Here is a 14,141-nt window from a genome sequence, read left to right on the forward strand (position 1 = left end):
AAATACAACCACCTTTTCTATGTCATAAAAAATGATTGATATTTATCAAACAACCGATGCAGATGATCCGCCCAAATAGTCGAAAATACGTTAAAATGTCCGATTGCTTTTTTGCTTTTGGAAATTTACATGAATTCGAAACCGCGTCTTTCTACATACTGGGTCACCTGTGCAGATGGACTTGAAACCTTACTCCGCGAGGAAATTGAGGGTTTAGGTGTTCAAAATATTGAGCAATTTCCGGGTCGTTTGGTTTTCAAAGGCACTTTAGAAAATGCGTATCGCGTTTGTCTGTGGTCACGTTTAGCATCACGCGTTTTAATGCCAATTCATACGCATGAACTTGAATTTACCCACGATGCACGTGATGTTGCTGAAGAGCTCTATGAAGGTGCAATTGCCTTTGACTGGTCGCTTATTTTTGCACCACAAAGTACATTTGCTGTACGTCTACATATTGAACGTGACATTAAGGTCAACAGTCAATTCGCGACTTTACGTGTAAAAGACGGTGTGGTTGATTCATTTATGGAAGCTGTCGGCAAACGCCCAAGCATCGATATTAAACAGCCAGAAATTACCATGTATGTATTGGCAGGTAAAACTGAGCATACCTATTGCCTAGATTTATCTGGTGATTCTCTACATAAACGCGGATATCGCCGTTTTATGACAGATGCGCCGATTAAAGAAAACTTAGCGGCAGCTATTCTACAAAAAGCAAAATTAAAAGAACGTGATCCTGAAATTTTCTTAGACCCAATGTGTGGTTCGGGTACATTTGTTATTGAATCATTGATGATTCTCACTGACCGTGCACCTGGTTTAGTACGTCGTTTTGGTTTTAATGGTTGGAATGGCCATGATCATGATTTGTGGATGAGTATTAAAGCTGAAGCCACTGAACGTCATGAAAAAGCACTACAAAACCCACTCCCAAAATTTTATGCCTACGACGCCGACTGGGAAGCTGTTAAAGCGACCAAACAAAATATTATTGCTGCAGGTTTTGAATCGGTATTAGATCAAATCAAAATTGAAGAACGTACTTTAGCAGACTGGCCAAATTTTGAAGCCGAAGGTAAACGTGCACTGATTGTAACCAACCCACCGTATGGCGAGCGCCTTGGTGAAAAAGCATCAAATCGTGCACTGTACTTAGGTTTATCTGCATTATTGCAAAAAAACTTCCCGAACCAGTATGCTGCTGTTATTGCTTCTGCCGTTGAACAAGCCGATGTTTTGGCCTTTAATGAGCCACAAATTTTGCGCTTAATGAATGGTAAATTGCCAATTTACATTCGTTTCGGCACAATCAAACCTGCACCTGTGAGCCTTCCATTTTTAGCGGAATGGCAACTACAGCAGTTTGAAGCGATTGAAGGTGCGGAAGACTTCACCAATCGTTTGCAAAAAAATATGCAAGCTTTGAAAAAATGGGCTGTTAAAGAAAATATTTATTGCCTACGTTTATATGATGCCGATTTACCTGACTTTAATGTCGCAGTCGATTTGTATGGCGACCGTTTGCATGTGCAAGAATATGCGCCACCTAAAATTATTGACCCAGAAAAAGCCAAAAAGCGTTTTAATTTAGCTTTAGCGTCTATTCGTGCTGTTACAGGTTTACCACGTGATGCAATCTTTATTAAGACACGCGCCCGCCAAGAAGGTAAAACCCAGTATTCGAAACAAAGTACTGCTTCAAAACGCTTTATTGTACAAGAAGGCAAAGCCAAAGTTTTAGTCAACTTAACCGACTATTTAGACACCGGCTTATTCCTTGACCATCGTCAAATGCGCTTACGCATTGCGGCAGAGGCCAAAGGTAAACACTTCTTGAACTTATATAGCTACACATCTACAGCCAGCGTCCATGCTGCGTTAGGTGGTGCTGCCAGTACGACCAGTGTCGACCTTTCAAATACCTATTTGAATTGGTCTAAAGAAAACTTTGTCTTAAATGGTCTGACTGTTGATCATGTCGATCAACAACATCAATTCTTCGCAAGCGATTGCTTTGAATGGTTAAAAGAAGGTCATGAGCAATATGAATTGATCTTTATTGACCCACCAACCTTCTCGAACTCTAAAAAGTTTTATGGCACATTTGATGTCCAACGCGACCATAACTCTTTACTTAAACGCGCCATGAACCGTTTAACAACAGAAGGTACGCTGTATTTCTCAAATAACTATCGCGGTTTTGAGATGGACGAAGAAGTTCAAGCCATGTTTGATGTACAAGAAATCAGTAGTGAGACGATTGGTCCCGATTTCAAACGGAATCAAAAAATCCATCGTGCTTGGAAAATTACCCATCCTCCAGTTTAAGACTCAAAAAGATGAAGCGCATTAATTGCGCTTCATCTTTTTTTATTTATGCAAAAAATACTGATTGATAGATTTTACTGATCAGGCTTTAAAAACATTTTTTGACCAAACTGATAGTCCAGCAACATTTTCATATGATCACCAGATCGCTTCGCTTGTCCCGAAGATTCTAAAGAGCTAAACATATTTTCAATATCTTGATCCGTCATTTTTCGCGCGGACGTTGCTTGAGCAAAACCATTACTCATGGTTTTAAACAAATTTTTATCAAACTCTAATTCTGCTTTAAATGACAATAAACTCGGAAGCATTTTGCCAAATGCTTGTACGGAACCATGATGTCCGGGCATTATTTTACCGGTTAAATTGGCTTTAGCGGTTCCGCTACCAACACTCATTTGGTTATTGGAAGAAAAATCAAAGCCGTCATTAATGATTTTTAAAAATGCATTTGATGCTTCTTGCTTAAGTAATTCCGTTCCCACACAACTTTTTTTCGACTTTTGCAATACAGAGGAAAATTCTTGAAGACGTTGCAAATTTATATTCTTCATTTCTAAATTCATCACAATATCTTTCGCTACTAGTGAATGAGGCACACTCAATTCGCCAATTTTAAAGGTACTATCAACAGCAACTCTATTCTCCTCAATTCGTGTATCCCAAAGCATTTCCAAATTTTTAATGCCTCCAGACAAGTCCGAATCTAAGCGTTGAAAAGAAGTGATTAAAAAACGTGTTTTACCTGAATCAAAGACAGCATCACCCAGACCTTGTGTGGTTTCTAATTTTAAACCTTGCGCCAAAATTTGATTACGCCCCTCTACCATCGTAAATGCAGGAATATCCATTTCCAACTTCGTAATTTCAGGCTTATCTTTAAAGTTTGAGTCGCTATAAACACGAATAAGGCTTGGATCTAATCTTAAATAGATACCATCAGTACGTGTATCAACTTTAGGCACATTTACAGTGGTTAATGACTGACCTAACCAATTGATTTGTGTATTCGCTTGTTGCTCTCCGCGTAGAAACATCTTGGCTTTTTCATTTCCAGACTTAAACACATAGGTAGAATCGATTTGGTATCCTTTCCAGTTTTTTTGGATTTTATCCCGACCTTCTAGAACAAGCACATCATTCGCCTTACAAGGGTCTAAAGCCAATATCATGACCCAATCTGCACTCCCACTAAAAGTATTCATCTTAAAATTACTGTATTGAATTTTAAGATCGTCTGAGGTCTGCGCAAGTTGCGCCTGCTCATAATACGTTGATATTTTTTGATCTGCATACCAATTCGCACTGACCGCGGAAGCGACTACAGTGATAACACTTCCAATAACCCAAATGATTTTTGACATTTTTGGCTCTTTTTCTGATTATTTTGAATCAGTATACTTAATTTTATTTACAAAAAAATACATTAAACCTATAAAAGTACAGAATTAATTTTTGTATTTATCAATTCAAGCGATTTATATCCGTCCTGTTTTGAAATAACTGATTTTTGAACCGTCAAATAATTCATACGGTTTGCCTTGGAAGCTATGAAAAGCATGAATGGCGTGAATCACATGAGAGGATGTATGACTCATTTGATGAATTCGTGGATCTGTCTTAGCCAAGGTAATACAAAAGGCATTCTTACGTTTTAAACGCGTTTGTTCTTGGGCATGAAACAATAAACTATTAAAAACCCCTTTATCAGATGGATGGCAGAGCGCGCTATGTAACATCAGATAATCAAAAGCGCGCTCTTTTTTAGGCAAAACTAATGCGCCCTTCACACCTGCATACAAGTTATAAAAAGGCCTGATGAGTTTAAGTAACCATGAATAATGCACCACTTTGGTTTGTTTAAAAGACTGTTGATTCCATAAGCCATAAATACCGACCATTTTATTTTCATGATTATAAATCAAATAAAAATCATCCATTTTCATGCCCAACCAAAATGGATGCTCACCATGTGCTAAATCAGAAAATTCATAATTGGGCAAAAAGTTGTAATGTGCTTTCATTGACTGCACAAATGCATTCGCATCTGCAATTTTATTGATGCTCAGTGGTTCAAATTGATAATGATCAAACGCTGCAGGTTTTTGAACTTGAGAAACAGTAAATGTTTGAATATCATCATAGAAATAAGGTGATGGAAAACCTGTTTTCGTTTCGTGCAATATGCGCCGTGCAGGTAAATTATCAACCAAAATAATACTTTCCAGCATACTGTCTTGTGGCAATTCATCACGCAGATAATCCATCAGTAAACGTAAAATATTCTGACCTCTAAACTTTTGATTTAAGCGTAAATCAGCCACATAACGTAGCACATCTGGCTGTTGATTTATATAACAATATTTCCAACCTAAATTCATCATTCCGACTATTTTATCTGGTTGATTATCTGGAACAACAACTCGAATATCTGGTCGATTATATTGCGCATGTGACGCTGCCAAATAGCTCGGGTAGCGCTCAAAAGCTAGCGTCATTCCATTACTGGGCATGGTTTCCGCAATAAGTTGCACCAGTTGCTCATCATCTGCTTTGGTTGCTGGTCGCACATGGAAATTTGGAACATTGGCTGACGAATATACTGTTCTCGTATTTTCAACCGAAATATTCATAGCATCTGAATTCATATTCCTTTACTCAATCTATTTTTGTTTTCATTTTTTTTAAAGGTTCAGGCTTAATATTGCCTTCAATCATGCCATTATGCATGGCCAAGGTTTTATAATATTGCCATGCATCATCTACATGCTTAATTTCTAGTGCGTCTAATTGCCCCAAATCTCGCGCCAGTTCATAATGAAAATTACGCTTTAATTGTCGGTCAAGGTCTTCTACATTCGGCTGGTGTAAGGCATTGCCTTCACTTAATAAAATGTAATGTGGTTTTTTAACTGTGCAATGTTCAATGCCCAACAAGCTTATTGGCACATAATCTGCTCGCTTAAAACCATCAAGTACGTGTACCGCCAAATGATGATCGAGTTTTTCACCGACCATATCAACTGTCATTTTACAACCAAGAAATCTAAAACATGGGACTTGCTGATAGAACCCTGTAACTTCAAGCTCATCTTCAATTACATACCGAATTAAACCAGACCCTGAAGTAATCTGGGCTAACAATATCCGCTAAATTCAACTGCCAACTTGGTACAATTTGGTCAGTTCCTTGAAGTAAGAACTCATAAAAATGTGATTGATAACTTAATGGATATTGATTTTCATACGGAATGGTGACGACGGCTTCAGTTGCCCACAATCCCTTACCTTCAAATGCCACATTGGCAATACGTGCTTGCAGTGGTGTTGCCCATGCTGTCGCACCCGCTGTGTCCCAACTTGAAATTAGAGTTAACTTAAATTCCATCATAATATTTATTCTCTGTTGCTCTATCATTCAATGAGCAATATTTTTTTTGTATAATAATTTTTTATAAGTTGGTTCCAACACGGGACGAACGGCGACCATATTAGTTCTAGCATTTAAAAAAATGCAATCAGGTTTACATATTTATATAAAAAATACGACGGACGTAAAATAAAAAAACCTAGCAAATGCTAGGTTTTTTTATTTATCTTTACTGAAAAATGGATTTTAAGTCATTAATTTAACTTTAATTTCCCAAAGTTAAGATGGCCATTTTCTCCTTGAATGACAATGGTATCACCTGCTTGGAATTCTCCAGACAAGATTTTTTGAGCCAATGTATTTTCTATCTGTTGCTGTATGGCACGTTTTAATGGACGAGCACCATATATAGGGTCAAAACCAGCATCGATTAATTGATCAAATGCACTATCATCAATCGTTAGGCTCATGTCTTTTTCACTTAATCTTTCGCGTAAACGAGCCAATTGGATATCAGCAATACCACGAATTTGCGATTTTTTAAGTGAATGGAAAATCACCAACTCATCAATACGGTTAATAAACTCTGGGCGGAAATGCTGTGTAACTGCATTCATCACCACGGCACGGACTTCCACATCTGTCGCCACATCGCCCAATTCACGTACATCGCTTGAACCTAGGTTCGATGTCATCACAATGACCGTATTTTTAAAGTCAATCACACGGCCTTGCGAGTCTGTTAGGCGTCCGTCATCTAAAACTTGAAGCAAGATATTAAATACATCTGGATGCGCTTTCTCCACCTCATCAAATAGCACAACGCTATAAGGTTTACGGCGCACAGCTTCAGTTAATACACCACCTTCTTCATAGCCGACATAACCCGGAGGCGCACCCACCAAACGACTGACGGAATGTTTTTCCATAAATTCAGACATATCAATACGCACCATGGCATCATCGCTGTCAAACAAGAAGCTCGCCAAGGCTTTGGTCAGCTCTGTTTTACCAACACCTGTTGGCCCTAAGAATAAGAACGAACCACTTGGGCGATTCGGATCTGATAAGCCTGCACGTGAGCGACGAACCGCATTTGAAACGGCAATAACAGCTTCATCCTGACCCACAACACGGTTATGCAAATAGTCTTCCATCCGCAAGAGTTTTTCACGTTCACCCTGCATCATTTTAGCTACAGGTATACCTGTAGCCGCACTAACGACTTCGGCAATTTCGTTGTCGGTTACTTTATTACGAAGCAGTTTTGGCGCTTCATTTTCTTCGGCAGCTTCAATACGTTCTAACTCTTTTTGCAAATCTGGAATGACACCATATTGCAGACGACCTGCTTCACCCAAATTACCTTCACGCTGCGCTTTTTCTAAAGCAAGACGCGCCTGATCCAATTTAATTTGAATGTCTTTGTTGCCTTCAACCAGTGCTTTGTCTGCACGCCAGACTTCTTCCAAATCATTGTATTCGGACTGAACTTCTTGAATTTGCTGTGCCAAATGATCTACAGCAGCTTTACTGCCAACATCATCATCTTTTTTCACCACTTCAAGTTGCATTTTTAACTGAATTAAACGGCGTTCTAGTTTATCCAAGGCTTCTGGTTTTGAATCCAGCTCCATTTTAATACGCGAAGCGGCTTCATCAATCAGGTCAATGGCTTTATCAGGCAATTGACGGTCTGTAATATAACGATGCGACATTTTTGCAGCTGCAATAATCGCCGAATCTAAAATTTGCACACCATGATGCGTTGCATAACGATCTTTTAGGCCACGCAAAATTGCAATAGTGTCTTCAACACTTGGCTCATCGACCAACACCTTTTGGAAACGACGTTCTAAGGCCGCATCTTTTTCAATGAATTGACGGTATTCATCTAAAGTGGTTGCACCGACACAGCGAAGCTCACCACGTGCTAAAGCAGGTTTGAGCATATTACCTGCATCCATCGCGCCTTCGCCTTTACCAGCGCCCACCAAGGTATGTAACTCATCAATAAACAGAATGACTGCTCCATCCTGTTTCGATAAGTCTTTCAACACCGCTTTTAGACGTTCTTCAAATTCACCGCGATATTTAGCACCTGCTAACAAAGACCCAATATCTAAAGATAAAACACGTTTACCTTTCAAGCTTTCAGGCACTTCGCCGTTAACAATACGTTGGGCTAAACCTTCAACAATGGCGGTTTTACCCACACCCGGCTCACCAATTAATACTGGATTGTTTTTTGTACGGCGTGATAAGACTTGCACTGTACGACGAATTTCGTCATCACGACCAATGACAGGGTCTAACTTTCCTGCCAGTGCGCGCTCGGTGAGGTCAACCGTATATTTATTTAATGAGTCGCGTTGATCTTCATGATTATTGCTCATGACTTTTTCATCACCTCTAATTTTTGTAATGACATTACGTAAGCTATCGACTTTAAGGCCAGCACTGCTTAAAAGAGCTTTAGTCGCACCCACTTCAGCTAGGCTCAGTATCACCCAGTCTGTAGATAAAAATTCATCACCTGCTTTTTGGGCAAAACTGTCTGCTAAGTTCAGCGCTTTTACAGCCTCTGGGCTCAAATTAATATCGCCAGTTGGATTGGCCAGCGTTGGCGCATCTTGTATCGCTTGTTGCAATTTGCTTTTCAGCTCAGGCAGATTTACACCCGATTGTTGTAACAAACTGAGATTAGAAGCTTCTTCTAATAAAGTGGATAAAATGTGTATACCGTCAATAGCGGTATGGTCTTTACCCATCGCTAGAGATTGGGCATCTGAGAGAGCTTGTTGCAATCGATTTGTAAATTTTTCAAAACGCATTCTTGTTATTCCTCACAACAAATTGTGTACTTAATGGATATATGGGAACGGTTCATCATTTTTCAAACAATATTTTAATATATTTTTCAGAAACTTAACTCGGTTAAAATATTAAACCTTGATCATAATATGGGTATAAAAAAAATTGATTTCAAGTGATAAATAGTATTTTTTTCAACAAATTGTGAATAAAGCACTTGTCAGATTTAAAATGCTACTCACTATAACGTTTTATACTGAAGAATAAAAAACGCTTATTTATTCTTCAGTCAAATAAATTAAGGTGCAGGATTCGGTTGCTGACGGTGAATAGCTTCAATGCCTTGCAAAATATCTTCAGATAAATTGATTTCAAAAGCATCAATATTTTCTTTCAGCTGAGCTAAATTCGTCGCGCCAATAATAGTACTGGTCACAAAAAACTGCTGTTTAATAAAAGCCAATGCCAGTTGGGTCAAACTCAAACTATGTTTTTCTGCCAACTGTGCATACTGCTCTGTCGCCCATTCACTTTGTGGGTTGCTATAACGGCTAAAACGACTAAATAAAGTCACACGCGCATTGGCAGGACGCGCGCCATGACGGAATTTCCCTGTTAAATAACCAAAAGCTAAAGGTGAATATGCCAGTAAACCGACATTTTCATACTTCGCAATTTCTGACATACCAATTTCATAAGTACGGTTCAATAGATTATATGGGTTTTGTACAGAAACCACTTTTTCTAGACCCAGTTTTTCTGCCAAATGAAGAAACTTTAAAGTGCCCCAAGGCGTTTCATTTGATAAACCAATCGCGCGGATGCGACCTTTTTTAACTTCATCACTTAAAGCCAATAAGGTTTCTTCTAAAGCAGTGACTTCCTGATCATTATTGGCTTCAGCATTATCGTAGCCTAGTTTTCCAAAGAAATTTGTTGGGCGCTGTGGCCAATGCAATTGATATAAATCAATATAATCAGTTTTAAGCCGTTGTAAATTACCATCTAAAGCAGAGGCAATTTCTGTTGCTGTATAACGTGTTTGCCCATTACGAATCTGGCTTCCTCCTTGTGAAGGGCCTGCGATTTTTGTTGCCAAAATAACATTGTCACGCCCACCCCTTTCTGCAAACCAGTTGCCAATAATGCGTTCTGTTGCACCTTGCGTTTCAGGTTTTGGCGGTACAGGATACATTTCCGCTGTATCCCAAAAATTCAGCCCCCGTTCTAAAGCATAATCTAACTGTGCAAAACCTTCTGCTTGCGTATTTTGCTCACCAAAGGTCATTGTACCCAGACAAATTTCTGGCACTAAAATTCCAGTATTGGCTAAAGGTTTAAATTGCATAAAACGTCTCATCCTTAAACAGTTGCAGTGAAATTTAATAAACTGAATTAACTTAACCAATTCTAAGTTCTAGGTTAAATCATTATTTTTTAAATTTTGTCGATATTTGTTAGAATATAGGCATAAAAAAAGCAAACCCGAAGATTTGCTTTTTTTAGTTCGCTATAACTTATTCATCATCTTCCGTGTCATCTGATGAAACGTCATTATTGGCGTCTAAAGACACATCAAAAATGAGAATAGCTTTACCCTCTGTTTCAATCATGCCTTGTTCTTCTAAAGTTTTAAGAACACGGCCGACCATCTCACGTGAACAACCCACAATACGGCCAATTTCTTGACGCGTAATGCGAATTTGACGTCCATTTGGCAAAATCATCGCTTCTGGTTGCGAAGATAAGTCAATTAAACAACGTGCAATACGGCCTGAAACATCAATAAATGCTAAGTCTGTAACTTTACGCGTCGTGTTTTTCAAGCGACGGACTAACTGTGCAAAAACAGCATAGCTTAAGTCTGGATATTGCTTACTTAATTCATGGAAATTTTCATAAGTCACTTCGGCAATTTCACAGACATCACGTGTGCGGACTTCCGCAGTACGCTGTGCATTTGTTTCGAAGAGACCCATTTCCCCAAAAAAGTCCCCCGCATTCAAATACGCAACAACAATTTCTCGCTCATCATCTTCACTTAAAATGATGGATACAGACCCCTTCAAAATCAAATATAAAGATTTGGATTCTGATCCTGCATCAATAATCGTTGTACGTTTTGGATATCGATTAATATAAGCACGTTTTAATAATGCTTTAACTGACTCAGGTAACTGACCTGGAGACAGTGCATCTGTGCTCAATTGTGAAAAGTTTGAAGTCATGCTAACGGTTCCGAATATGGATAATTTATAGATCGCACAGACCTAAAATGAACTTGTCACACTGAAGAGATGAAATTCCTTCTCAACTCAATTTATGGTAGTGTACAGGCACTTCGTAAATTTATAGCTTTTTTCAGGTAGTTGCAATGCAAACAAGTGTTCATTGGCTAGAGAATGTCGCTTTTGAGGCAAAAACTCAGAGCGGTCACAGCGTTATCATGGATGGTTCAGCAGAATACGGTGGTGAAAATCGCGGACCCCGTCCAATGGAACTCATTTTAACGGGTTTAGGTGGCTGTGCATCTTTTGATATTGTCACTATTTTAAAGAAAGCTCGCCAAGAAATTACCGATGTTCGCTGTGAATTAAAAGCTGAACGTGCTGATACAATTCCTGCCGTTTTCACTAAAATTCATTTGCATTTTGTGGTGACTGGTAAAGCAGTAAAAGAGAAACAAGTGGCTAAGGCTATTGAATTATCTGCTGAGAAATACTGTTCTGCCAGTAAAATGCTGATGGACGGTGGTGTCGAAATTACCCATGATTTTGAAATTTTAGAAACTGTTGAAAGTGAATAAATAATCACTTGTTATTGTTGCTCAGCCAAATCTTAATGAAAAACCGAGTTCATCGATGAATTCGGTTTTTTAATGTGTACAGTCGATTTTCTATTTTATGCCATTATCCAAAGGCGTTAAAACATTCCAAACACCCCATTTAAAGCGTCTAAGATATCAAGATAAACGTTCCGTCAAAATAAAAAACCTGAACTTAAAATCAGGTTAAATAGTGCAAAATACCCATCTGGTTTTCCTTCTTTTTAGATATTTTTTATAAACCGCTTAGAAAGAAGCACAAAAGTTATCAATTAAGAGAAATCCCTCTATAATATCGGCCATGACAATTGAGAGTCCGTTTTGGCCACAGGCAAACGGATAACTCTAACCACACTCTATTAAGTCAATTTCTTCTTTGTGATTCGGCTTATGAATCAATCTTTAAAATTTTATCTGTCAGCCATGACACATAAAAATCGTTAGGTGCTTGCATGGAAATCAAGGTCAATTATCTCGACAATCTTCGACAAGAAGCGAAGTTTGATGACTTCACAGTAATCGCCGATCAACCCATTCGCTATAAAGGTGATGGATCTGCACCAGGACCATTCGACTATTTTCTTGCATCATCGGCTTTATGTGCCGCATACTTTGTCAAAGTTTACTGCGCTGCCCGTGATATTCCGACCGATAATATTCGTTTGTCGCAGAATAATATTGTCGATCCTGAAAACCGCTATAAACAAATTTTTAAAATTCAGGTTGAACTTCCTGCAGATATTTCGGAAAAAGATCGTCAAGGTATTTTACGTTCCATTGACCGTTGCACCGTTAAAAAAGTCATTCAAACTGGCCCCGAATTTATTATTGAAGAAGTTGAAAGTATTGATTCCGATGCTCAAGCATTATTAATACCGAGTCTAACGTCAGAAAGTAGCACCTATATTGCAGGCAAAGACCTGCCTTTAGAAGAAACCATTGCCAATATGTCTGCTATTTTAGCGGGCTTAGGCATGAAGATTGAAATTGCTTCTTGGCGCAATATTGTACCCAATGTTTGGTCTTTACATATTCGTGATGCACAATCACCAATGTGTTTTACCAATGGTAAAGGTTCAACCAAAGAAAGTGCCCTAGCTTCTGCTTTAGGCGAATTCATTGAACGTCTGAACTGTAACTTTTTCTATAATGATCAATTTTGGGGTGAAGAGATTGCCCAAGCTGAATTTGTTCATTACCCAGATGAAAAATGGTTTAAACCCGGCCCAGAGGGTGAACTACCGAAAGAAATTTTAGATGAATACTGTCTAGAAATTTATGACCCTGAAGAGGAATTACTAGGTACACATTTATACGACACCAATTCAGGCAATACTGAACGTGGTATTTGTTCCCTACCTTTTGTACGTCAGTCCGATGGTGAAACTGTTTATTTCCCTTCAAATTTGATTGAAAACTTATATTTAAGTAATGGGATGAGCGCGGGAAATACCTTAGCTGAAGCTCAGGTGCAATGTTTATCTGAAATATTTGAACGTGCTGTTAAACGCGAAATTCTAGAAGGCGAAATTGCACTTCCTGATGTACCTGAAGAAGTACTTGCAAAATACCCAAGTATTGTCGAAGGCATTAAAGGCATAGAAGCTCAAGGCTTTCCTGTACTGGTCAAAGATGCATCCTTAGGTGGTAAATACCCTGTGATGTGTGTGACTTTAATGAACCCACGTACAGGTGGTGTATTTGCATCGTTTGGTGCACACCCTAAATTAGAAGTGGCGCTGGAACGTAGCTTAACAGAGCTTTTACAAGGTCGTAGTTTTGAAGGTCTAAATGATCTACCAAAACCAACATTTAGTAGCAATGCCGTTACCGAACCTAATAATTTTGTAGAGCATTTTATTGATTCTAGTGGTGTCGTGTCTTGGCATTTCTTTAGTTCAAAAGCAGAACATGCCTTTGTTGAATGGGACTTTACCAGCCAAAGCGAACATGCCAATGCAGATGAAGCTACACAAATGTTTAGCATTCTTGAAGACATGGGCAAAGAAGCCTATATGGCGGTATATCAACACTTAGATGCAACGGCTTGTCGTATTTTAGTTCCCGGTTATTCTGAAGTTTATTTGGTTGAAGATTTGGTCTGGGACAATACCAATAAAGCATTATTATTCCGTGAAGATATCTTAAATTTACACCGTTTAGATGATGAACAATTAGAAGCCCTCGTTGAACGCCTAGAAGAGGTTGAGGTCGATGATTACACTGAAATTAAAACCCTGATTGGTATTGAATTTGATGACAATACTGTTTGGGGTCAGCTGACTATTTTAGAATTGAAACTTCTCATTTATATGGCATTACAGCAATTTGAAGAAGCTCAAGATTTGGTGGGACAATTCCTACAATACAATACCAATACGGTTCAACGTGGTTTGTTCTATCAGTGTATGAATGTTGTTTTGGAAGTCGAATTAGACGATGAACTTGATTTGAATGATTATGAAACCAACTTCCGTCGCATGTTTGGTGATGAACGTATGGATGCGGTGATCGGTTCAATGGAAGGTAGCGTGCGTTTCTATGGTTTGACTGAAACCAATATGAAACTTGAGGGTCTTGACCGTCATTTACGTCTCATTGAGAGCTATAAAAAACTGCATGTAGCACGCGCTAAATTTGCAAATTTAGCGTAATACAATTGCAGTTTAAAAGAGCAATCCAAAATACTTGGATTGCTCTTTTATTTTTATCATAAATAACACTTATGCCATCAAACCCTTTCATTTTTTCTAAAAAAGCAGGACTGATCATCTGTACGCTTTTTTTTCTGTTCCAATA

At 38.6% G+C, this 14,141-nt stretch carries 10 protein-coding genes; 3 read left to right on the plus strand and 7 right to left on the minus strand.

All coding sequences use genetic code 11. The features are described 5' to 3' along the window. Positions 1-129 precede the first annotated feature (129 nt). Entirely contained in the window at positions 130-2,334 is a 2,205-nt protein-coding gene (gene rlmKL / locus BBP83_RS07445; protein ID WP_068887039.1) for a bifunctional 23S rRNA (guanine(2069)-N(7))-methyltransferase RlmK/23S rRNA (guanine(2445)-N(2))-methyltransferase RlmL, read from the plus strand. Between the two features lie 74 nt (positions 2,335-2,408). Here rlmKL and BBP83_RS07450 read toward each other — a convergent pair whose 3' ends face one another. From BBP83_RS07450 to crp, 7 genes are all read right to left on the minus strand, one after another. Continuing rightward, entirely contained in the window at positions 2,409-3,698 is a 1,290-nt protein-coding gene (locus BBP83_RS07450) for a DUF945 family protein (RefSeq protein WP_068887041.1), read from the minus strand. 114 nt (positions 3,699-3,812) lie between these two features. Beyond that, complete coding sequence (locus tag BBP83_RS07455) at positions 3,813-4,982, minus strand: GNAT family N-acetyltransferase (protein WP_068887043.1); 1,170 nt, start codon at positions 4,980-4,982, stop codon at positions 3,813-3,815. A 10-nt stretch (positions 4,983-4,992) separates the two neighbouring features. Next, positions 4,993-5,364, minus strand: a complete 372-nt coding sequence (locus tag BBP83_RS07460) for a hypothetical protein (protein ID WP_425394293.1) — start codon at positions 5,362-5,364, stop codon at positions 4,993-4,995. Positions 5,365-5,428: 64 nt separating this feature from the next. Further along, positions 5,429-5,725, minus strand: coding sequence for a GH3 family domain-containing protein (locus BBP83_RS15590; protein ID WP_281181019.1), 297 nt, complete (start codon positions 5,723-5,725; stop codon positions 5,429-5,431). A 233-nt stretch (positions 5,726-5,958) separates the two neighbouring features. Further along, positions 5,959-8,538, minus strand: coding sequence for an ATP-dependent chaperone ClpB (gene clpB, locus BBP83_RS07465; protein ID WP_068887045.1), 2,580 nt, complete (start codon positions 8,536-8,538; stop codon positions 5,959-5,961). A 278-nt stretch (positions 8,539-8,816) separates the two neighbouring features. Next, on the minus strand, positions 8,817-9,866 hold the full coding sequence (locus tag BBP83_RS07470; protein ID WP_068887047.1) for an NADP(H)-dependent aldo-keto reductase: 1,050 nt from the start codon (positions 9,864-9,866) through the stop codon (positions 8,817-8,819). Positions 9,867-10,035: 169 nt separating this feature from the next. Next, the gene (gene crp / locus BBP83_RS07475; RefSeq protein WP_068887049.1) at positions 10,036-10,746 is read right to left on the minus strand and encodes a cAMP-activated global transcriptional regulator CRP; all 711 of its coding nucleotides are present in this window, start codon (positions 10,744-10,746) and stop codon (positions 10,036-10,038) included. 146 nt (positions 10,747-10,892) lie between these two features. Here crp and BBP83_RS07480 point away from each other — a divergent pair, with 146 nt between their 5' ends. Continuing rightward, positions 10,893-11,324 carry an OsmC family protein gene (locus BBP83_RS07480; RefSeq protein WP_068887051.1) on the plus strand — a complete coding sequence of 144 codons (432 nt, stop codon included), beginning with the start codon at positions 10,893-10,895 and terminating at the stop codon, positions 11,322-11,324. Between the two features lie 470 nt (positions 11,325-11,794). Continuing rightward, complete coding sequence (locus BBP83_RS07485) at positions 11,795-13,996, plus strand: OsmC domain/YcaO domain-containing protein (RefSeq protein ID WP_068887053.1); 2,202 nt, start codon at positions 11,795-11,797, stop codon at positions 13,994-13,996. The last annotated feature ends 145 nt before the right edge of the window (positions 13,997-14,141 follow it).

Origin of the sequence: Acinetobacter celticus (genome assembly GCF_001707755.1) — a bacterium.
GTDB lineage: Bacteria > Pseudomonadota > Gammaproteobacteria > Pseudomonadales > Moraxellaceae > Acinetobacter > Acinetobacter celticus.